Source organism: Vibrio sp. RM-41-2B, from assembly GCF_024744415.1.
GTDB classification, from domain to species: Bacteria; Pseudomonadota; Gammaproteobacteria; order Enterobacterales; family Vibrionaceae; genus Vibrio; species Vibrio diabolicus.
The window spans coordinates 114,889-137,520 of record NZ_JAMQWD010000054.1 but is presented as its reverse complement, the minus strand read 5'-3'; the positions used below and the strand labels follow the sequence as shown (position 1 = coordinate 137,520).

The 22,632-nt window shown below is 43.1% G+C and carries 16 protein-coding genes and 1 pseudogene; 4 read left to right on the top strand and 13 right to left on the bottom strand.

What is annotated here, in order from left to right; all coding sequences use genetic code 11:
• Positions 1-56: 56 nt before the first annotated feature.
• The 4 genes from NB463_RS22665 to NB463_RS22655 all read right to left on the bottom strand — a co-directional run bounded on the left by NB463_RS22665 (position 57) and on the right by NB463_RS22655 (position 7,136).
• Positions 57-1,016 carry a hypothetical protein gene (locus NB463_RS22665; RefSeq protein ID WP_258432280.1) on the bottom strand — a complete coding sequence of 320 codons (960 nt, stop codon included), beginning with the start codon at positions 1,014-1,016 and terminating at the stop codon, positions 57-59.
• Positions 1,017-1,019: 3 nt separating this feature from the next.
• Positions 1,020-2,540 carry a hypothetical protein gene (locus NB463_RS23990; protein ID WP_405054844.1) on the bottom strand — a complete coding sequence of 507 codons (1,521 nt, stop codon included), beginning with the start codon at positions 2,538-2,540 and terminating at the stop codon, positions 1,020-1,022.
• Between the two features lie 26 nt (positions 2,541-2,566).
• The gene (locus NB463_RS23985) at positions 2,567-4,555 is read right to left on the bottom strand and encodes a T6SS effector BTH_I2691 family protein (protein WP_405054845.1); all 1,989 of its coding nucleotides are present in this window, start codon (positions 4,553-4,555) and stop codon (positions 2,567-2,569) included.
• A gap of 262 nt (positions 4,556-4,817) precedes the next feature.
• Positions 4,818-7,136 (bottom strand): YgiQ family radical SAM protein, encoded by a 2,319-nt coding sequence (locus NB463_RS22655; RefSeq protein WP_065646060.1) that lies wholly within the window; start codon positions 7,134-7,136, stop codon positions 4,818-4,820.
• Between the two features lie 422 nt (positions 7,137-7,558).
• Here NB463_RS22655 and NB463_RS22650 point away from each other — a divergent pair, with 422 nt between their 5' ends.
• From NB463_RS22650 to NB463_RS22640, 3 genes are all read left to right on the top strand, one after another.
• Positions 7,559-10,015 (top strand): EAL domain-containing protein, encoded by a 2,457-nt coding sequence (locus NB463_RS22650; protein ID WP_258432283.1) that lies wholly within the window; start codon positions 7,559-7,561, stop codon positions 10,013-10,015.
• 85 nt (positions 10,016-10,100) lie between these two features.
• Positions 10,101-10,811, top strand: a complete 711-nt coding sequence (locus NB463_RS22645) for a hypothetical protein (protein ID WP_012841615.1) — start codon at positions 10,101-10,103, stop codon at positions 10,809-10,811.
• 153 nt (positions 10,812-10,964) lie between these two features.
• Positions 10,965-11,165: a DUF4250 domain-containing protein gene (locus NB463_RS22640; protein WP_258432285.1), complete on the top strand. Its 201-nt coding sequence runs from the start codon at positions 10,965-10,967 to the stop codon at positions 11,163-11,165.
• Positions 11,166-11,184: 19 nt separating this feature from the next.
• Here the strand turns inward: NB463_RS22640 and metR are convergent, their stop codons facing one another.
• The gene (gene metR, locus NB463_RS22635; protein ID WP_005392844.1) at positions 11,185-12,096 is read right to left on the bottom strand and encodes an HTH-type transcriptional regulator MetR; all 912 of its coding nucleotides are present in this window, start codon (positions 12,094-12,096) and stop codon (positions 11,185-11,187) included.
• Positions 12,097-12,374: 278 nt separating this feature from the next.
• Here metR and metE point away from each other — a divergent pair, with 278 nt between their 5' ends.
• A complete protein-coding gene (metE, locus tag NB463_RS22630; protein WP_258432286.1) occupies positions 12,375-14,657 on the top strand; it encodes a 5-methyltetrahydropteroyltriglutamate--homocysteine S-methyltransferase in 2,283 nt (760 codons plus the stop codon).
• A gap of 132 nt (positions 14,658-14,789) precedes the next feature.
• Here the strand turns inward: metE and gspS2 are convergent, their stop codons facing one another.
• The 8 genes and pseudogenes from gspS2 to NB463_RS22590 all read right to left on the bottom strand — a co-directional run bounded on the left by gspS2 (position 14,790) and on the right by NB463_RS22590 (position 22,480).
• Entirely contained in the window at positions 14,790-15,182 is a 393-nt protein-coding gene (gene gspS2 / locus NB463_RS22625; RefSeq protein WP_005392846.1) for a GspS/AspS pilotin family protein, read from the bottom strand.
• A gap of 3 nt (positions 15,183-15,185) precedes the next feature.
• Positions 15,186-15,482 (bottom strand): YciI family protein, encoded by a 297-nt coding sequence (locus NB463_RS22620; RefSeq protein WP_005392847.1) that lies wholly within the window; start codon positions 15,480-15,482, stop codon positions 15,186-15,188.
• A 115-nt stretch (positions 15,483-15,597) separates the two neighbouring features.
• The gene (yciA, locus tag NB463_RS22615) at positions 15,598-15,993 is read right to left on the bottom strand and encodes an acyl-CoA thioester hydrolase YciA (RefSeq protein WP_005392848.1); all 396 of its coding nucleotides are present in this window, start codon (positions 15,991-15,993) and stop codon (positions 15,598-15,600) included.
• Positions 15,994-16,220: 227 nt separating this feature from the next.
• Positions 16,221-16,785 (bottom strand): annotated as a pseudogene (locus tag NB463_RS22610) (septation protein A).
• Between the two features lie 203 nt (positions 16,786-16,988).
• Entirely contained in the window at positions 16,989-17,231 is a 243-nt protein-coding gene (locus NB463_RS22605) for a hypothetical protein (protein ID WP_005392851.1), read from the bottom strand.
• Positions 17,232-17,342: 111 nt separating this feature from the next.
• Positions 17,343-19,889 (bottom strand): quorum-sensing autoinducer 1 sensor kinase/phosphatase LuxN, encoded by a 2,547-nt coding sequence (gene luxN / locus NB463_RS22600; RefSeq protein WP_145473747.1) that lies wholly within the window; start codon positions 19,887-19,889, stop codon positions 17,343-17,345.
• A gap of 6 nt (positions 19,890-19,895) precedes the next feature.
• A complete protein-coding gene (locus NB463_RS22595) occupies positions 19,896-21,065 on the bottom strand; it encodes an acyl-homoserine-lactone synthase (protein ID WP_047009994.1) in 1,170 nt (389 codons plus the stop codon).
• 155 nt (positions 21,066-21,220) lie between these two features.
• Positions 21,221-22,480, bottom strand: coding sequence for a dicarboxylate/amino acid:cation symporter (locus NB463_RS22590; RefSeq protein ID WP_012841620.1), 1,260 nt, complete (start codon positions 22,478-22,480; stop codon positions 21,221-21,223).
• Positions 22,481-22,632 lie beyond the last annotated feature (152 nt).

Sequence of the window (22,632 nt, the reverse complement as noted above, 5' to 3'; positions counted from 1 at the left end):
CAAAACAAAAGGCTCCAGAGTTACCTCTGGAGCCTTTTTTTAATGCTTGCTGCAAACTATGAAGCGGGAGTTGCTTGCTGTTCATCAGCCGCTTTTAAGCGTTCGATTTCAGATTCCGTTTGCCACTTGCCGTTGTAAATACGTCGCCATTCAGGAAGCGGGGCGTTTTGAGCTCTCAGGTCAAAGGTATCGGCTACCGGAAATTCAAGACTGCGAGAAGGGATATCTTCAATTCGAGGTTCAGGTCTTCCTTCAAAAAACGTTTTATGGTCTGGAAAATCAATACATTCAATGCCGTACTTGTTTGAAAGGGTTTCTAGCATTGCATCTAAGTCTTGAACAGTCTTAAAGAATATGTAGCTATAACCACGAGTTTGAGCTCTGAAGACGGTGTGCTTATCTAGGTTCCATTTAGAACACTCGTCATACTTGTGGTAGAAGCGAATCACTTTTCTTTTCTTGTTGTAGTAAGCAAACAACCAATCTTCACGCTCGCCGACTTTAATTTCGGCGACTTCATCTGGTTGGCGTTTTAGCATTTTAAAGGAGACCAGTATAAAAGCACCTGCACCAGCTAAAGCCATTGGACCAACAAGAATTACCATTAATATACATGTGGTAGCGCCCACCCAGCCTGTTACTTGACTCGCATTGTTCATCCATTTTGGAATGGTACTACTAGACTTTGCAACAAGTCCTTTTTCTGAAAAAACATAATGGTACTGCTTTAAAAGCCCCCATCTCATTAGGAAATAAAAAAGTGCCACGCAAAATGAAAGTACACATGCTAAGAAAATGGTGTCATCGTTTTGATCAAAGTTTGCTAAGGCAAAAAATATCGCAATACAGACAAACAAGGTTACGAGAGTAAAATAGAGGTGAATGTATCGAGAAGGCATCTCGACGTTTACAACACTCCAACGTAAAACATTGCTACCTGAGCTGACTTCTTGCTCTTGAGCCTCTTGATAAGCAGAAAGCTCTTCAGGTGTTAAATAAAACGGTAAGTATGCCAATGGTTACTCCTGTATGCTTAATATACCAACGACAGGCGTTAGGGACTTCTTAATAGTGTTTTGTTTCTCATTGTCTGAGATCGCGGCGTAGGATGCACGTTGTTTTATACTATTTTGGAAGCAGTACTCACGACTATTTGATGTGTTTTCGTTTAACTCATATCCAACTTTAAGAGCAAAGTACTGTTTCGCTTCTTCGATCGGTAACTCTAATTTGTATGTCACTTGATCTTTCGAACTCTCTTTTATCGGTTGAAGTGTTTCTAAATCGGCATTTATATACCAAGAGCCTGACATTAGATCCTCTTCAGACGCGTGAGTGTTGGTTTGCAGATTTATTCCTTCATATGCGACGATTTTTGGTATTTGAATATGTACCTCTAATCCTACTAACTCACGATGAGTATATTGAGGAAAAGCCTGAATTCGTTCTATAGGTTTATGGAATATTATCGGTTGTTGAATAATGGACTCTAGTTCAAACAAAGAATTTTGGACTAATAGACTGTTTTCTTGTGCTCTTTTGAGCATGCTTGGTGAATTACTCCATTGCGCTCTGTTGGAGTCGTACCCCCACGGTAATTTATTTAACCACTTTTGATAGTCGTCTTTTTTTACTTTATCTTTGAGATAGTTTGCAGAAAGATAAACGACAGTTGCGACTGCAATTATAAACATCATAGGACCACCCATTGTAAAATTAACTGTTAGTAGCCCGGTTGCCCCTATTGCTTGTGCTGTACCTGCAAGTGTCAATACTGACAGCGCTGAGAAATTTATATATTCGAGTACTTTTTCTTTACCTGATAGCGTAGAGAGCATTTGAAAGGAGCGATAGCTTTCAATTCCTGACGCCAATGCTCCTAATGCGCCTGTTATGGCGAGCCATTTATTGAATACTTTTAAGTCATCAAGTACCAAGTTTTCAAAGCCATCGACTTGACCCGAGACTAAAGACTTTAGTGTTTTGAAAGAATGGACTCTTAGTCTGTCATCTCCTCTTACTTTATCCCATAATTTACCCGTACGAATACCCGTCCAAGCTCCGGCCGTGTAAAACAGCTTTTGTTGAATATCCAAGAAATCATCTTGGGTCATTAGCCCAGTTTCTTGAATGCTGTTCATTGCATCAGCAAGTGCGAGACAGTTGAAAATCAGAGCTAAGAAGCCTAGACCACCCACATCTTCAAACAGTTTATTAAGGTTGTTTAATCTGTTATCCCATATATCTTTACGCATTTGAATTGTTGCCTCAAGTACGTCATCTGGAAACTCGATGTATTGTGGGTATTCTAATGTTGCCACTGCTAGACTTTTTTGGAGGTGACGTTGTTGTTTTAAGGCTTGTTTATATTGTTGTTTTGATACTGTTTTATCGCCTTTATTAAAAGCAGCTATAATGGCCTTGTTTTGGTTTGAGGCAACCACTCTTTTATCATGGTTAGACTTCCAATCACCAAAACCTTGCGCATAGTTTTTATTGATTTTGACAGCAGTATTGGTAGCTAAACGTTCAGCGAACACTGCTCGCCAATAAAAGCTATTTCGAGTTAAAAGCTATTTCGAGTTAAAGGCTTTGAGAAAACGGGCATGATTAGAAGTGAAGCTTGAGAAGTAAAGCTAACTCCTAATTTTAGTGCACTCTTCATTATTGCGCTGTTTGCGGCTTTGAAGATTATATCTAGTTCCTTAAATCCTTTCGCGATGTCTTTTAAAAACTCGGTTTCTGCAGTATTTGGGTTAGAAATAAAGTCCATTACTTTTGCATACATACCGACACGGTTACTTGCTGCCGAAACGTAGTCCATAAACTGTTTGTCTGAGCTTTCAGTATCTGGAACATTTTTGGCGACGTTTTCTTCAACTAACTGATGTGAAACTTGCTCAGGAATTAACTTCTCCACTTGTTTAAAGAGACTACGACTAAATCCGGAAGTGTAGAGAGCAAGTAAACTGGTTGGTTTCTCCCATTGGCTTTCTGCCCACTGTCGGTCCTCTTCTTGTATCACCAAAGTAAATGACTCAACGGCTTGCTTGTGCAGTTGATACAAGCTGTACTGTGTGTCTTCGCTGTATAGGTCGAAGGTTCTTTCAAGATGATGCGGCGTTAAGGACTCCATTACTGCGATAAAGTCGCGTTTGACCGAAACCACTTGGGCTAGCATGGTTTCTTTTTGTTCTGACAGCTCTTGCATCTCGCTCAGCATTTGCTTCCAGTTGAGCTGCTTACGCCAGCGTTCAGTCGCTATCCATTGTTCGTATTTACCAAATCGGCTCGCAGAAATTCGATATTTGTCCTGTATCGCTTTGGCAATGTCACTTTGGGTATGTTGGTGTGATTCAATCGCTCCAGCGGAAAATTTAGCAGGATAGCCTGATTGAACTGAGCTTTTGTTCTGCTCTGCCAAATCAAGTTGGTTAGAGGAATCATAATACTCAGCCATGTCGGTATAAAACGACAGCTCTTCACTGTTACGCTTAACGCTAGCTGGCATGTCTATCTCGTCACTTGCCCCGAACATGCACAATTGCATGGCGGTCTGCATCAAGTTCCACTGGTTTGAAAACTGGTCAGTGAAAAGACGGTAAGGGCTTGCAGCACCAACAAAATGCAGAGACATATCTTGAATGTCTGCGGCGTAATCTTTTATCGCGATGAAGTAACCCGACTCTTCTTCTGGAATCGCGGAGGTTAAATCACTTTCGACAGCAACAGGTTTAAAGACAGAACCATCTTCATCTGCTTTGGTGGCGATGCCAGAATCCGCAAAACGCCCATCATCAACGGCAGAAGATTCAATATCAGCCACTTGAGTTAACTTATCGATTGGTGCAATGTTGTGCTGATTCTCGTTTGCAGACAGAACAACAGTCTGCATGCGATCGATATGATTACTTGGATTGTTAAGGACGCGCATGAACATGTTCCATGTCCAACGGTGTTCAGAGTAACAAATCGACAGCACGCTCCCATCTTCGTAAGTAAGAAAAGGTTTTGCCCCTTCTGGTGTCCCACGCTGTTCGGATTCTGGGCTTTCCGACTCTCCCAGCTTGTAGAGCGTGAATTGCGTTCCTTTGATTTCGTATTCGTCTAGGCTTTTATTGATTGCATCATAGACATACAACCAACCATCACGAAGCTGACGCAGGGTGTAGCCAACGGTATTGAGTTTGGCTGGGCCTTGGCCTTTCCATTCTTCAGGCAAACCAAAAGATTGTGTTTCTTCCGTTTCTAGCTGATCGATAGCGTAGCGAACAGGGATGAAGTGTGCCGGTAAAGCCTCTGTTGGTTCTTTCTCGTTTTTTAAATTGAGAGGTTCTGGTTCTGACGGCGGTGGCGGATCGATTTTTTTTGTTTCTCCCTCCCAAAACATACTGCGCTCTGGGGGGGAGCCAGCAAGATCATCGGATTCCGTGGTTGGAACGATATTCAGCGATTTCAGCGTACCATCGCTTTCAAATGCCTGAACGGCCTCCTCATAGGTATAGCTGTTGTCATACCAGAACATAGAAGTTTTTGGGGGAAGTGGATTACTCATCGTTAGCCCATGTTTAAGAGTTTTACTCTATTACGCAAATATCGCACCAAAATAAAGTAATTAAAAATCAATGAGTTAGTTTTGTATTATTTTTCTTCAATCAAATAATTGTTTGTTTTTCCAATAAGTTGGTTGGTGTTTACCATTTTTTGTATTGATTGAATCAAAGTTTGAGTTGTGAGTGATACCTCAATGAACCGACAAAACAAAAGGGCTCCAGAGTTACCTCTGGAGCCCTTTCTAGTATTTAAGTGCTAAAGAATTAACGACGCTTTGGTTTACGTTGACCAGCTGGTTTGCCTTGTCCTTGTGGGCGACCTTGACCTTGCGGCTTGCTACCTGCCGGGCGGTTTGCACCGTTGCCGCTAGGACGTTGGCCGTTGCTTGCAGGGCGTTGACTAGAGCCGTTACGGTTGCCAGATGGTTTACCATCTTTTGAACCGCCTTCAGAGCGTTTGTTCAAATGACCACCGAAGCCCGGTTGGTTTTTGGTATGTTTGGTTGCAAAGCGGTTTGCCCCGTGACGACCAGATTTACGACGTTGTGCAGGTGTTTGTGCTTCAATGTCTTCCGCAGGAACGAGACAGCCTTGTTTGTCACCAATCAGATGTTTTTTACCCATGCTGATTAGGGCTTCACGGATCATTGGCCAGTTTGCTGGATCGTGGTAACGCAACAGCGCTTTATGTAGGCGACGTTGACGCTCACCTTTTGCTACAGGTACATCTTCACGTTTTTTATACTTCACTCGTTTCAGAGGGTTTGTCTCTGAGTAGTACATCGACGTTGCGTTACACATTGGCGAAGGGTAGAAGTTTTGTACTTGGTCACACTCGAAGTTGTTTTTCTTCAGCCACAGAGCAAGGTTCAGCATGTCTTCGTCTTCTGTGCCTGGGTGCGCAGAGATAAAGTAAGGGATTAAGTACTGCTTCTTACCCGCTTCTGCGCTGTACTTCTCGAACATCTCTTTAAAGCGATCATACGTGCCCATGCCAGGTTTCATCATCAGATCAAGAGGGCCTTTCTCTGTATGTTCCGGTGCAATTTTCAAGTAACCACCTACGTGGTGAGTCACGAGCTCTTTCACGTATTCTGGTGATTCAATCGCAAGGTCATAGCGTACGCCTGATGCGACCATCACTTTCTTCACGCCTTCTACTTTACGCGCTTCGCGGTATAGGTCGATGGTGTGTTTATGGTCTGTATTTAACTTGTTACAGATGCCCGGGAATACACAGGATGGACGACGACAGTTCGCTTCCGCTTTTGGATCTTTACAGCCCAGACGGTACATGTTTGCAGTCGGCCCACCAAGATCGGAAATTGTGCCGGTAAAGCCCGGAACTTTGTCGCGAATTTCTTCAATCTCGTTAATGATTGACTCTTTCGAGCGGTTTTGAATGATTCGGCCTTCGTGCTCGGTAATCGAACAGAAAGAACAGCCACCAAAACAACCACGCATGATGTTCACAGACGTTTTGATCATGTCATACGCTGGAATTTTTGCTTTGCCGTACATAGGATGAGGAACACGCGCGTAAGGCAAGCCAAACACAAAATCCATCTCTTCGGTCGTCAATGGGATTGGGGCTTGGTTTACCCAAAGTTCACGATCACCATGGCTTTGAAGTAACGCTCGACCTGAGTACGGGTTCGTTTCTAAATGCAATACACGACTTGCATGAGCATAAAGAATGCGATCGTTTCTTAGCTTTTCAAACGAAGGTAAGCGAACCGCAGTTGTTGCAGCATCATGGCGTGATGGGCGAATCGTGATTGGTTTTGCAACTGGCTCATCTTTTTTAGTTTCACACTGAGTTTCTACTTCGTATGGGTTCTTTGGTACGAACGCTTCTTTACGAGGTTTTTCAATGCGAGAAGAATCGATAACCGTGTAGCCTTCTGGCGCGGCTGGCAAGTTCACGGCGGTACCACGAATATTGGTCATGGTGCTGATGTCTTCGCCATTTGCGATGCGATGCGCTACTTCTACAAGTGCGCGTTCTGCGTTACCGAAAAGTAGGATGTCTGCTTTTGCATCAAATAGTACCGAACGGCGAACTTTATCTGACCAGTAATCGTAGTGTGCAACACGGCGTAGGCTGGCTTCGATACCACCTAAAACAATAGGTACTTCTTTGTAAGCTTCACGACAACGTTGAGAGTAAACCAAAGTCGCGCGGTCTGGGCGTTTGCCACCTTCGTTATTGGGGGTGTACGCGTCATCGTGACGAAGTTTTTTATCCGCGGTGTAACGGTTGATCATGGAGTCCATGTTACCCGCAGTGATCCCGAAGAACAGATTTGGCTTACCAAGCTGCATGAATGCATCTTTGTTTTGCCATTCTGGTTGAGCAATGATACCGACACGGAAACCTTGTGCTTCTAGCAGACGGCCAATGATAGCCATACCAAAGCTTGGGTGATCCACGTAAGCATCACCGGTTACGATGATAATGTCACAGCTATCCCATCCTAGGGCGTCCATTTCTTTGCGACTGGTCGGCAAGAAAGGTGCCGTACCAAAACACTCTGCCCAGTATTTTTTGTACTCATGAATAGGAGTGATGTTATTGGTCATATTTTGCTCTCTGTTCCAGGGAGCGCGAATTATAGCGATTTGAGGATCAGGTATCTATACCAAACTCATCTATTCAAGCTTAGTTCATCGAGTTTTATTTGGTTTGCAAAAATATCAAGGCTATATCGGCGATTTTATGTCTAATATCACCTTGAAAGCCTCATGGTTATAGGTCGAGTCGTGAAAAATGTCGCAATGTTAATACAACCAATAAGCAATGGTGTGCTTATTAAAAACAACGCCTATAATCAAATTAATGCATAGGAAAATGCAAAAAGCCGAACAAGCTCTGAAAAGGTTCTAAGTCGATTGGCTTACGTTGCCAGAATCTATTTTACAAGAGGATCAGCAGGTCCCAAATGGAATGAGGCACGTTGACTACGAACCCTGAGCATGAGGCTAATTAAAAAGGGGGCTAGGGAATGAGTGACTCAACAACAATAGCACATGAAAAAGTGCAACCGACATCCAATCCGACTCCAGTGATTGAATGGTCTTACAAGATTGATACTCGCGAGTTCGAATGCGACCAGCTAGGAATGGCAAATGCTTTTGGGTTAAATACGCCAGTCACCTGCTTAGATGATTTGTTTGAGCACATGCTGATGGGGCAACAGGAAACACTAAGACAACGAATTTTAGAAGTGGAGCTCCTAGGTGGGCAAGGTCGTTTTTCTTGTTGCATGATGCTTAATGAAGCTCGCTTAATACATGTCACAATTAGCTTTGAAAAGCTCAATGAGCGTATTGTTCAAGGCTCTATCATCCCGCAATTGACGATCACTGGCTGCGAAGAGTTAGCGAAAATTCTCGAAACGATTTTTGATTTACCGAACGTAGGGGTTTTAGTCGCGGACGAAGACACCCGAATCTTAGGTTGTAACCGTGCCTTTGAATTGCAAATGGGTTATCAAAACCGTGATTTGGTTGGACTTAAAACCTATATCTTTAGCACATCTCACCATAGTCAGGCGTTTTACGACCAACTCTGGCAACATATTGATGATGAAGGATACTGGAACGGTAATTTATTGAGTAGAACTGCAAATGGCAGTAATCAGGCGCATCATCTTTGTATCTATCGGCTAACATTTCATTCTGGACGGATTCTTTATCTCGGCTTCTCTACTGACATTTCGGCTTCCTTGTTGTGGATGAAAAATCGCTGTGAACAACAACATGATTGGTCAGCTTTTTTACCTTCTAGAGAAGAGTTCGAACTGCAATTAGCTAATTTGGCGAACGAAAGTGGGAGTAAAGAACTCAATATCGTCATGACTCTCAGACCTAATTTTTCTGAAAAATGCTTACTTGAACAGCAACTAGGCTTCGCCGATTTTATTATGCGAAGCCGCTACACCAGTATCGCGGGTCAACTTTCTAGGGATGTGTTTGTTGTCTGTTTACAAACTCCTCACTGTCAATGGATAAGTCCTTTACGTTTGATTCAAATTGCGATGAAAGGGTTCTTCACTGAGCTTAGGAATGAAATGGGAACAAAAATGCATACCACTATCGTCGAGGGACAAACGGGTGTGTCAATCCTCGGCTATGATACAAACAGGCCAAAGCAAGCTTTAGCGCATGCAGCCCAGGCGATGTTGTCCTCACTTTCTGGAGAAGGTGGCTATTTTAATTTTTATAATAGTGAGCTTCATTCTGAGTTAGTCAAACGCCAGCATTTAGAGGCGTTTTTGGAAGCGCAAATCGACAGTGGGCTGGTGGATGTTCATTTTCAACCCATAATTGATAGCCGAACTGGTAAAGTCGTTAAGTTCGAGGCCTTAGCGCGCTTTTATCATGAAAGTGATGCCTATAGCACTCAAGAGATGATTACTGTTATTGAAGATTTAGAGTTGATTGCGGCTCTGGATGATGAGGTTTGTCAAGCCGCGCTCAAACACTTTCCGCGCTTGCAAGACATATATGGCGAGGAAATAGGGTTAACCATCAATCGCTCACTGAATACTAAATTGGATTCGCTCCAGGTTCTTCAGCGTTCGCATGACCTAATTAAAGCCAGTGGTGTCGATCCTAAACGAGTCACGATTGAGCTGACGGAAACAGCGTATTTTGAGCAAGACGAAGAGCATACGCAAGCGCTAGAGCAAGTGCGCAAAGAGGGCATTAAAATTGCGATTGATGACTTCGGTACAGGGTATTCTTCTTTTTCTTACCTAGAGAAAGGGCAGTTTGATTTACTGAAAATCGACCGAAAATTCGTTAAGAACATTCAGCATGGCAATACCAGTTATAATATTGTCAAAATGGTCACTGATCTTGCTCAGCAAATGAATGTAAAAGTGGTTGCCGAGGGCGTGGAGTCAGAACAGGAGCTTCAAACATTGGCTGAAATAGGTGTGGATTACATGCAAGGCTTTTTGTTCTCTCGTGCTCGGCCTGTCGATTTGATGGAGAAAGCGGAAAGTTACGAACATTTGTTTTCGGATGTTACTGTTAAACCAAAACAAGATGATGTATTGCAATCACTGAGCCATGAAGAGGTCAGACACCTTGACCCCGGGGAGCCATTATCGTTGGCGGTGGAATATATGAATTTAAGTCCAAGTTCGCCGTTGGTTGTCATTAACGAAAAGCGCTGTGTTGGCTTAGTTACCAAAGAGCAAGTTAACTTACACCTAACGCCTTCCATGGGGACAGAATTAGAGACTGAGCGAGAAAATTGGATTTGGAAACGCCCGGTGAACCAGATAATGAGCACGGAGTTTGTGCTCGTCAATGCGCACTTATCTGTCGCTGCTATTCGAGAGCTAATCAAAACAGGCATTCGCTTCCCGTGGGTTTTATGTGATGAAAAAGAAGAATACAGAGGCGTGTTAACTCAAGAAGATGCGTTGAAGTATCTCGCTTCTTGTTGAATAAAAGTCTCGCTGTTCTAGTAAATTTGGGGATAGACTTTCGGTGGTTTGACGATAGGTGATTTGCTATTATCGCCACCCCAAAATGACTTTTGAGCGTGCATTTAACATGATTCAACAATTGCTGGTTACTTTTCCTCCGATGCTATTTGGCGCGCAAGCGCTACTGACTTTGCTTCTCATCAAGGGCGATATTTGTCCGGGTCAGAGAGGCCGTCTTCATAAAATGTTGCCAGCAGTGGCGTTATTGTGGCTTGCGGTTGCTTCTCTTCGCATTGAAGCATTTATGATCGTGTTCGCTATTTTCTATTTCTACTCCCAGGTTCAAACCAAGAAAACGCGTGAAAAAGGCCCTCTTTGGGCGATGCATTTAGCGAATGGTTTGGCTTTTGCGTATGTAAGTATTCAAGCATTTGAACAGCCAAGCTGGCCTGCGTCTATTGCGATGGCAATAATGATATTTTTCCTTGGGGCGTCATTTTCTCAATTGCTTCTGACTATCGCTCGTAGCAGATTGCAGGCATTTCACCGCATTTTGCCAGTTACGGGCATTGTGTCTGGAATGCTGCTGGTAATCGCAACTCTATTTGCTTCTTACCAGTTAAATGAAGCGACATTGAGCGCCGCAACACAACCAATTTTGTTGTCTTTAGCCATGCTAATTTCTTCAATCATTGTTTGGTGTTGGCATATCTTCACACATAAAAAACCGGAAAAGGTTCAACTGAGCGTCGCCCTGTTGCTCGCGCTCGCGTCAATGACGAGCCTACAAGGTTTATTCTCTCTGGCGGCTTAATCTCGAGTCGAGAAACAGATCAATACTGCTTGTACTCAAGTCCTTTCTAGGTTGCTTGAGTATAAGGCACTCACGTTTTGGATCGCGCTCACTTTAAATTCACGTGATTACGTCTACGCTTGTTTATATACCTTGTCGAAGAGGAGAGTCGCGATGGATTTAAGCAATGTAGGTAATTTGGATAGCATTATTTTGCTAGGTATCGTCAATGAAAAGCTACGTTTAGAGTGCGACAGTTTTGACGAGTTAGTATCGGTGTATGAAGTGGATGTAGAGTCCGTAGTAGGCAAGCTTGATATGCTTGGTTATCAGTACGATCCATTGACCAACCAATTTAAAGCATATCAACGCTAAACCTTCTTAATCCATATCCCTAAGCCATCTTGATTCCGTCAAGGTGGCTTTTACATTGTAGCCTTGCGGTTGCGAAAAAGGCTTGTAAGTAACGTTTATCTTTCTCTGAGTGACGCGTTGCAGCAAATAAGCGACGCCATAAGCCTTGGCCAAAAGGTTTACTGGTAATAAGCCCTTGGCGAGAAAATTCAGAAATCGCCCAATTTGGCAGTGCTGCAACCCCTAATCCTGCGGAGACCATTTGCACTAACATCAGAGTATTGTCGGCTTGCTTCCATTTGGCGGGCTCTACACCCGCTGGCTGCAAGAAGTGTTTTACGACGTCTAGCCTTTGTTTTTGAACCGGATAAGAGAGCATGGTTTGATCTGCGAGATCTTGCGGATCAATAACTTCTTTTTCCGCCAGTGGGTGGTTGGTCGCGGTAATTAAGCGCATTTCAAAGTCGAATAAAGGTTCATAATGCACTTCAGAACGAGGTTGAATATCTGACGTGATAACGAGATCCAACTCGCCAGCTAACAGTGCAGGAAGTGGTTCAAAGCCAAAACCTGATGAAAAATCCAGTGTTACGCTAGGCCAGGCAAGTTGATATTCCCTAAGAGCAGGCATGAGCCATTGGAAACATGAGTGACATTCAATCGCCATATGCAACCGACCATTGACGTCTTCTTTCAAGCTTGCCAAATCATTTTCTGCTCTTGCGAGTTTGGGAAGAATATCTTCTGCAAGACGCAATAGGATTTCTCCCTCTGAAGTGAACTTTACCGGACGAGTTTTTCTAAGGAATAATTGTCCCCCAATCCGTGCCTCTAAATCTTTGATCTGGTGAGACAAGGCCGATTGAGTGAGATGCAACGCGGTCGCGGTCGCGGTTAGAGAGCCGGTGTCTCGAAGCGAAGTGAGTGTCCGCAAATGTTTTAGCTCTATCATGAATTCCTTTCATCCTTTGTTGCTCGCTATGAACAGAATAGCAATCGTATAAATAACTTAACGACAAAAAATGGATATGTAAACGTCTAGACGTCTATTTGTTGTGTTTATTTGCGAATCATGTCGCCTCATGATGAATTTTTTTAATAAACAAGTTGAATAAATGGACGTTGTTCAAACCGCAGATGAGAGTGATAGTTTAGCCATCCAGACATCTTTCATGACGAAAGATGCTCTGACTTAAACAAATTGAACAAGATTGAAAAAGGAATAGGGACATGGCTACAACAACGCACGTACTAGGTTATCCACGCATCGGTGAAAAACGAGAATTAAAATTCGCTCAGGAAAAATACTGGCGCGGAGAAATTGATCAAGCAGAGCTTAAAAAGGTTGGGGCAGATCTGCGCGCTAAAAACTGGCAAACACAAACAGATGCTGGCTTGAGTTTTACCATCGCTGGCGATTTCGCTTGGTACGATCATGTACTGACGACCACGTTGTTACTGGGTCACGTGCCAAAACGTCACGCAGACGGTTTCCCTGATTTGGATACGCTATTCAAAGTGGGTCGCGGTCAATCTCAAGCGGGTTGCGGCTGTGCGGGCGCTGCAGCATCGGATATGACTAAATGGTTCAACACAAACTACCACTACATCGTACCTGAATTTAGCAAGGACGATACATTTGAAGTGAGCTGGCCTCAACTGTTTGAAGAAGTCAACGAAGCAACCCAAGCTGGGCATAAAGTGAAGCCAGTTTTGCTTGGCCCAGTCAGTTATCTTTACTTAGGTAAAGAGGTAGAAGAAGGGTTCGATCGCCTGACGCTACTGCCACGATTGCTTACGGCTTACCAAGCTATTTTGGCAAAGCTCGCGAGTCAAGGTGTTGAGTGGGTTCAGATTGATGAGCCAATTTTGTCACTAGAGCTTGAAAGTAAGTGGGCTGATGCGTTCAAGCTAGCGTACCAAGTGATTCGAAGCGATGTAAAAGTGCTGCTAACGACGTACTTTGACTCTATAAGCGATACGCTAGACAAAATTGTAAAGCTACCAGTGGATGGTTTACATATCGATTTATCTGCCGCGCCTCAGCAGCTTGACGACGTGGTTGCCAAACTACCGGAGGGGTGGGTGCTGTCTGCTGGCGTGGTCAACGGTCGTAACGTGTGGCGCTCGGATTTGAGTGCGCAACTTGAACGTCTACAGCCAGTAAAAGAAAAACTGGGCGACAACCTTTGGGTTGCGAGCTCATGCTCTTTGCTACATAGCCCGGTTGATCTGGAACTGGAAACAGAACTCAGTGAGGAAGTGAAAAGCTGGTTTGCGTTCGCAAAACAAAAAGTAACAGAAGTCGCCTTGCTTGGCCGCGCACTCGATGGTGATCAAGATGCGATTCTCGCTTGTGATACCCACAGCCAGCCAATCAAAGCACGTAAAACGGCAACGCATGTGAATAAGCCACAAGTTCAAGCACGTTTAAACAGTATTACTGCGTCACTTGCCGAGCGCAGCGCACCTTACGCGGAGCGTGCTGCGCATCAAGCTGAAGTATTGGGCTTGCCTCTGTTGCCAACCACGACCATCGGTTCTTTCCCTCAAACGGGTGAAATTCGTGTTCAGCGCAGCGCTTATCGCACTGGCCAGTTATCTGAGTCCGACTATATCCAAGCACTAAAAGGACATATTGCGGATGCCGTAAAACGCCAAGAAGCCCTTGACCTAGATGTGCTTGTGCATGGTGAAGCTGAGCGTAACGACATGGTAGAATACTTCGCGGAGAACTTGGCGGGCTTCCAAACGACGAAATTTGGTTGGGTACAGAGTTATGGCTCTCGCTGTGTGAAACCAGCCATTGTGGTTGCCGACATTGAGCGTGAAAAGCCGATTACGGTGGAATGGTCGACGTACGCACAATCGCTAACCAGCAAGCAGATGAAAGGTATGCTGACGGGCCCGGTAACGATTTTATGTTGGACATTCCCGCGTGAAGACATCACACGTCAAGAAATCGCCCAGCAACTGGCACTGGCACTGCGTGATGAGGTTTCTGATCTGCAAGATGCAGGCATCAATATCATTCAAATCGATGAGCCTGCGATTCGTGAAGGTCTGCCGTTGAAAAAGCGCGATCACAAAGCGTATTTAGAATGGGCGGTGGATGTATTTAAGATCTCGGCAGCGAGTGCAAAACCAGAAACTCAGATTCACACTCACATGTGTTACAGCGAGTTCAATGAAATCATTGATTCAGTCGCGGCGCTCGATGCAGATGTGATTACCATTGAAACATCACGCTCAAATATGGAACTGCTTAAAGCGTTTGAAGAGTTCAATTACCCGAATGAAATCGGTCCAGGTGTTTATGACATTCACTCACCAAACATTCCGACGGAAGAGTGGATTGAAGGCCTAATAAAGAAAGCGGCAGAAAAGATTCCGGTACAACGTTTGTGGGTGAACCCAGACTGTGGTCTGAAAACACGTAACTGGGCAGAGACAGAAGCGGCATTGGCGAACCTCGTGTCAGCGGCGAAGAAACTTCGTGCTGAGCTGGCGTAAGGCACCTTTTTAGCAAATAAAAACGGAGACCGTTGTCTCCGTTTTTCTATTCTTAGCCGTTCATTTTCGTCGTTATACTATCCCGCAATAGCGGATGAATTGCTCGTATCGAAAACAACGCAGTCACTGTGACTATTTCATTTGAGTACAAGTTTGCGCGGAAACCAACTCATCTGCCATCAACTGACCGCGAGAGTTACGCACTTTAATACGGTACATTAAGCCCATATCAATTTGCTTACGAATTTCCGGGTTACTGCAATAGGTGTAGATACTGGTATTCAGTACTTGATTTAACGGCTTTGCACCGAGTGCGTCATCGTTATAAATCATCATCATCTCAACAACATTTTTGTTGGATGAGACACGCATTATCTGCAGTGGACCGTATTCCAAAGGGAGGCCTGCGGACAAGACTCCCGCTCGGTTTGATGCCAATAGCTCAAGCTGGCGTTGATTATCATCAGTAGATGAACAGCCCGCTAACGCACCAAATGCCAAGAAAAGACACAGTAATTTTTTCATAAATTAAAACACTTTTTTGAACGGTTTCACGATGACATTATCGTAAACACCAGCCGCTACGTAAGGATCGGCTTCTGCCCACGCTTTAGCGTCTTCTAGAGAGGCGAACTCAGCGATGACAGTCGAGCCCGTAAATCCAGCTTCTCCTGGGTTGTCAGAGTCTATCGCAGGCATAGGGCCAGCAGTAAGAAGGCGACCTTCGTCTTGAAGCTTTTGTAAGCGCTCCAAGTGTTGCGGGCGAACGCTCATGCGTTTTTCCAGAGAGTTCTCGACGTCCTGAGAAAAGATGACATACCACATAGCATAGTTCCTTAATTGGTAGGGTAAAGTGTTAATTTAACGCCTTTTTTGTGTCTCTCACAAGTGAACAACAGAAAATGTGAGATCCTTTCTAACAGTTAGCGCTGTAGGTTGACTAATTCTGAACAGGGCGTGGTTTGCCTTCACTGTCAATGGCTACGTAGTTGAAAGTCGCATCACAAACCATGAAGCGCTCGCCGACACCGTGTGCTTTTACCGGCTTGACCCATACTTCCAGATCGACACTCATTGAGGTGCGACCAATCTTAGTGCATTCGCCATAGCAGCAAACGACATCGCCAACACCTACAGGCTTCTTGAAGGTAATGCTGGACACTGAAACGGTAACAACGCGACCAGAAGAGATCTCTTTGGCCAGAATCGCACCTGCTAGGTCGAGCTGAGACATAATCCAACCACCAAAAATATCGCCATTGGCATTAGTATCGGCAGGCATTGCAAGGGTACGAAGCAGCAGTTGACCTCTCGGAGAGCTAATTTCTTGACTCATTGTGACATCCTAAATCTTAAAGGCGCTCAAACTAAGCGCCAACATAGTAAATACCTAGAACCAAAGGTCCTTAAAAAAAACGCAGACACCGGACCAGAGAAAGTTGGTTTACAGCAGCAAGAATGGTCTGATTCCGGTATGCCGTTTGATCGGTTTAGTGATACATGGAGCAAAACAGCGACCCGAAGGTCGCTGCAAAGTGCGCGGATTATAGCAAAACTGAGTTTTTAATCATCAGTCGACACATCGGATGAGTTATTTTTTTTGTTCTTTTGGCATGTGTTTGTAAATGTAGAAGCCAGTCGCAATCATGTAGGCAAATGTCGCAATCAACATTCCGAATACTTTGAAGTTGACCCAAACATCCAGTGGTAGCTCGTAAGCGATATAAATGTTCAGACCAGCAAAGAATGAGAAGAAGCCGACCCAAGCCCAGTTGATCTTCGCCCAAATAGCATCAGGTAGTGAAATTTCTTTGCCCAACATGCCTTTAATGGCCGATTTCCCCATTACGTGACTCGCTGCTAAACCGATAGCTAGAATCACATAAATGATGGTGACTTTCCATTTTATGAAATTGTCGTCGTGGAAGAAAAGGGTCATGCTGCCAAATATCGTCACGATAACGAACGTAATTAGCTGCATTTTCTCGACTTTTTTATACAGAGCATAGGTGACGACAAGCTGAATTGCCGTTGCAACGATCAGCGCTCCTGTTGCTGCGTAGATGTCGTACATCTTGTACAAAGCGAAGAAGACGATGAGTGGGATAAAATCTAGGATTTGCTTCATGGTGGCAAAATCTACCTAATTAGTGAATTGAAGACAGTCTAACGGAATCTGACAAGATGTGAATACCGTCAAGGTTAGAGGTAAGAGAAGTAATCCCCTGACTGAATGATACAACAAGCAACATTTCGCAAAGATGAAGTAGTAAATCGAAGGCATAAAAATTGCCGCGATAGAGCGGCAATTGAGTTGATAGAATTTAAGATTTAAGCAACACGTTGATATTGAGAAATAAGCGTTTTGACATCTTCTAAATAGCCTTCACGTAACAGATTATCAACGGTTGCTTCAAGCTCTTCGAGAGACATCGTAAAGCAAGTGGATTTGCCGGTCATTAGGCTCAGATACTGATGGTATTCTTCTTCTGTATAGTGGCCTAAGCGATCGAGTAGTAGCGCTTTGATTCCATGATGAATCAAGCCGTAGTATGTGTGTCGATGAAGTAACATGGCGATCTCCTTATCAAGCTCATCCGCTAACCATTTGCAGCTTGCTTGACCCTCTGGATAATTCGATTTACTTCAGTAATGCACATCTAGTGCCAGTTTTATCTTCGCAAATTAGAAAGTGTTGGAAGTAGCAAAACTCTCATGTTGCAACCAGCGCTTGATGACGGTTTGGAGCGCATTTAATGTGGTTGGCTTTTCAAGTCTGTCATCCATGAGTTTCGCAATGAGCTCCAGCTCTTTGGCTCCAGACTCTCCAGATAGTGCGATGATCGGAACGGAAGACGCAATTTGTTTAATTCGTTGGCTTGCGTCAAATCCATTCATCACTGGCATCTGTACATCCATAAGCACCAAATCAATCTTGTGCGACTGAAATAGCTCCACCGCAGAAGCGCCATTATTTGCTTGTAAGCTGTTGACTCCCAGCCTCTTTAAGTACATTTGAACCAAAGTACGCTGCACCTCTTTGTCATCAACAATGAGCACTGTTGGTGCATCGTTGGTTACTTGTACGTGTTGGGTTGTGCGAGGTTCAGAATGTGGTGCATTTACTTTCCAGCCATTGAAGTCCGGTGCTCTCAACGTCTCTGGCTTGGGGGCGTTTGGGACGACCGGGAAATACAAGTAGAACTCTGTAAATTCGCCTAATTCAGACTGGCACTCAATTCGTCCGCCAAAAGAGCGCATAACGCGTTGACAGTAGCCTAAGCCAAGGCCGCTGCCGCCACTTTTCTGGTACGAGAAAAATTCGTCAAATATCTTGTGTAAAATACTGCTATCAATGCCAGGACCACTATCTCGGAAGATCAGAACGTTTTCATAGGCCCCTGTTTGAGTACGAATCTCAATTTGACTATCGGGATAAGAATCAAAATAGTAGATAGCATTGCGAATTAAATTGAAAATGACAAAGTTAAACAGAGTCTCGTTTAATTTCACGACAAAATCGTGCTCTTGGGGCAGGTTGATTCTTTCGATTATTTGATCGTTTTCAAAGCCATAACGGCTGACCGCTTGATCGACGGCCTTATGTATTGAAGTAATGTCTAAATGCTCATGCTCAGGTGAGCTGTCGCTGACTTCTCGCAAAATGATGTCGATCAATTGGCGACCGCGTTGAATCGCTGCTTCTCCTTTATCAATCTCTCTCTTTAACGTATCAAGTGAAGCGTTTGATTCAATATGCTGTTTTAAGGTTTCAAGTTGTAATTGCACTTGAGCGAGAGGGTTACGCATTTCATGGGCAATTGAATTCGCCAACGCATGACTCTGTCTTATACGCCGATCTGCTTCTATTGAGCTTTGTATACGGGTCAATAAGGTCTGTAGTGCTGAGATTTCTTCATTACAGAACATTTGATTGTTAAGTTTGTGAGGCGAGACTAAAAAGTGGCTAACGGATTTGCAATGACCAAATAATGGCATAACAAGAGCGGTATCATTAGAACTCATTCTATCGTAGAGCACTTTTATAGAGTTTTTGACCGATATTTTGTGTTCTAATTCCTGTGATAGTTCATCCAAAATTAATACTGTTCTGTTCGATGACAGATATCTCTCGTAAAACGCCTCGTTATAGTTACTTGTGACCAAGCGTAATTTGTCATCTGGGATTTGTAGTAGTGTACCAAGGCGACGCATTGCATCGTCGATAGATATTTTAAAATCCTTTTCTAATTCCAATATTTTTTGTACAGGCGTTTTTTTGGTACCATAAATTAAAAGTGCTGTACAATAACCTACTTTTTCATATAAGACTCTCCAAGTCATCCCAATTAAAGCACATATAGGTATTGCAACTAACCACTGTACATTATCAGAGAGTGGAATAAATATTATCCCAAGAGGAATAGTCAGAAGCATACAGGCGAAAAGAGCGCTTAATATCAAATAGGCAAGGTATTTTATACTGTAAAATCGTGATGTTAACAATGCATAGCCAACAAATAACATTTCGCTCACTGATAATGCCGGAGGAAGCCAAGTTAACGAGAAATCCTTTAGGAAGTAAGTAATGCCTATTTGTATGACGACTGTGGATAACATGTACACTAATATCCCAGCGATCATGTAACTTGTTTTTGCTAGAGCTAGACGATTGCTATATTTACGCATGGTAATAAGATTACCTAAACAAAGAATCATCAAACAAAACATAGTGAAAAAAAAGTATGGCGTTTGGTTTCCAAACTCAATTATGAATTGGCTGGTGTTGATTATGCTAATGTTCTCTACGGTTAGTCCAGGCGTTATGTTCACTGATATGGAATAAAAAACAACAATGGTTATGAGCCACCTTTGCCATAGGTATATATTGCTTTTCCTCTGCTCGGCAGACAGTTGGCATGAAAAGTAATAGGCGAAACAGAAGGCTAATGAAGAGGTAATGTTGGCTACTCGTGCCATAACGATACCGAAATCAGCCCCTAGTTTTGGGAGAAAGTTGGTATGAAAATAAGCATTACTGATAATCCACCCAATAATGCAGGCAGAATAAGCAATGTACGAGAAATGGTAGGTGCCTAATATCTTTTCTTCTTTGTTTGTCAACTGGATGCAATAATAAATCAACCAAATAAATACCAGTAAAACTATTAAAAGGAGTGCGGTTGCTTTTGGGTACAATATTAGAATTGTTGGTAATTTGGAAATTTGCATCTCTTTTTATCCTTTTACCTTCTTAACTAATCTAATATAATCAAAAAAAGATATTTTATTAAACTCGTCTTTCAATATGTTTATATTCCATAAACCACGATAAGTTAAAATATGATCATTATTTAAATCACAAAATCCTAAGTTGTAGTATCCTTCCTCTTTGATGTTAGAGTAAAAATCGAGGATAAATGGTTGGTCTATAACTGTAAAACTAATTTTATATCCAAGTTCATGCAATAATTGAGTGAGTTTTTTTTGAGTAAGATATATATAATAAAGTTTCTGCCGTGTATTTCCAGTGACTGCTAATCTAAGGATTTCACAAACCTTATGCTTATTTATTAGTGCTGTTTTCACTATGTTGTCAAACTCTTCGATAGACTGAATCTTTGAAGAGCTGGTTGATTCTATAATTCCCAAGCGTTTTAGGTTCGAAAAGGCTGAGTTAGGGAAGCAATAGTTCCACTTTGAATTGCTAAATTGTGGTGTATAGCTTAGCCAAGAGTCCCGAGTCTCCCAATCCTGAATGAGCATCGAAGAAACAAGCACTTTGGTTTTTTCAAAGCCTGATCGTTTGAGTAAAAGAAAGTGTTTTCCAGTTTGCGACATGGATAGGAGAGGTAGCATCTCAAACCATTTATTACCTTTGATAAAAAGTTCAAGGTTAGTTAACGCCACAGCATCGCTGATAGTCATAATGTGCGGATGGTTTGGTGTGCACACCATAAGCTGGGATTCTTCGATCTTATCAATTACCACTCCGTAGTAGACTTCGTCTTTGAGCGGAAGTTCTAGTTGGTTTTTTGATTGATCGTTTAACAGAGATTTTTGCTTGATCGCAGCAATCTCACATTCACACCAGAAAACCATCCAATGCGGGTAACAATCTGCGGCAATTTGTTCAATTAAGAGCGCCTCTTCGGAGAAAGGCGTTGGATACTGCTGTACTAAATCTCGATAATCTATTAATTCAAACAGTACGGACAGACTCTTAGATGCGTATTTAGGAAAGAGGGATTTAAGAAGCTTTATTCTATACAAAGCAACTTGTTGAAAAAGAGAAGACCTTTCTTGCGGTGTAAGAGTAAGAAGAACCGTGTCAACCAGCGCCTGTTGTTTTGACTCGATCGGCAAATCTGTACTGGCGAGGGGCTCCAAAGACAGCTTAAGACTCATGATATAACCTAGTTCTGACGTTTTTTATATTTTGTAATGGTTTATATCATTTTGATAAATTTATGCTATTGGTTTCTATTTATATAGTTACGTAATGCAAGAAAAGACAAAAAAACCGCTCATAGTGAGCGGTTTTTAGTTCATTCGAGAAAGGACTAAGCTTCTTGCTTTTTAAGCTCAGCTTCTGCCGCTTCCTCTTCTATTAGCGCATCAACGATAACTGCACATGCTGCATCACCAGTGATGTTTAGTGCTGTACGAATCATATCGAAAATACGGTCAAGAGCGAATAGCAGTGGTAAACCTTCGATTGGAATGCCAGCGGCAAGAAGCACGGCAACCACTAGGAAAGAAGGACCAGGAACACCCGCTTGACCAACCGCCCCCAATGTAGACGTTACGATAATTGCAATGTAAGCGCCCATACCTAGATCGATATTGAACAGTTGAGCAAAGAAGATAGCAACCAAGCCATAGTAAATCGCATTACCTGACATGTTGATCGTTGCGCCTAGAGGCAGAACAAATGACGCGGTTGAATTTTTTACGCCCAGTTCTTTTTCACAGGTGTCCATTGTGACAGGCAGTGTTGCCATAGAAGAGGCCGTTGAAAGCGCAACAGCTTGTGGTTTTTTCATTGAAGACAGGAACTTCTTCGCTGATGTCTTGGTGAAAATATGCACCATTGCTGGGTAAACAACGAAACCGAAGATTAGGATTGCGGCAACGTAAACAACGAACAGTTTGAATACCACCATTAGTGCGCCAAAACCGAATGTACCGACTGCTTCTGCCATCAGACCGAACACGCCGATAGGGGCAATGATCATCACTTTGTTGATCATCCAAACCATTGCGTCAACGATGCAGTTAACACCATTAATGATTGGCTCACGACGCTCTTTTGCTTGCTTAGAAATTGCAATACCAAAGAACATACAGAAAACGAGGATCTGTAGGATGTTTGCTTCATTTAGTGATTGGAAAACGTTGGTTGGGATCATACCAGTGATGGTTGCCCAGAAAGTAGGTAGTTCACCTTTTGAAGCGTATTCTGCTGAGAACATGCCTTCAACGCCAGAGACGTCGATCCCCATGCCTGGTTGGAATACTTCACCCATAAATAGTGCAAGCGCAACGGCTAGGGCGGATGTTAAACCGAAATAACCTAGAGTGACGATGCCAACTTTGCCTGCTGACTGGCTGTTCCCAAGACCAGCTGCGCCAGAAATCAAGGCTACAGCGACCAAAGGAATAACCAACATTTTGATTAAGTTGATAAAGATAGCACCTAAAGGAGCGAACACTGTCGCATCATGACCCATCATGGCACCAACGGCTGTGCCCACGATCATGGCGATTACGACTTGTACGCCAATGTTGTTTAGCAAACTCTTTTCTTTTAACACTTCCATAACCTCTGTGCTAATAAAATGTAAAATCCTAAAATTACCCACTAACCATAAATGGTTTTATGGATAATTATCTCGCCTTGCTTTTTACACTTATCGTTTACAATTGGCAATATGCAGCAAGGTATTATTGATGGATTAATCGATATTTTATT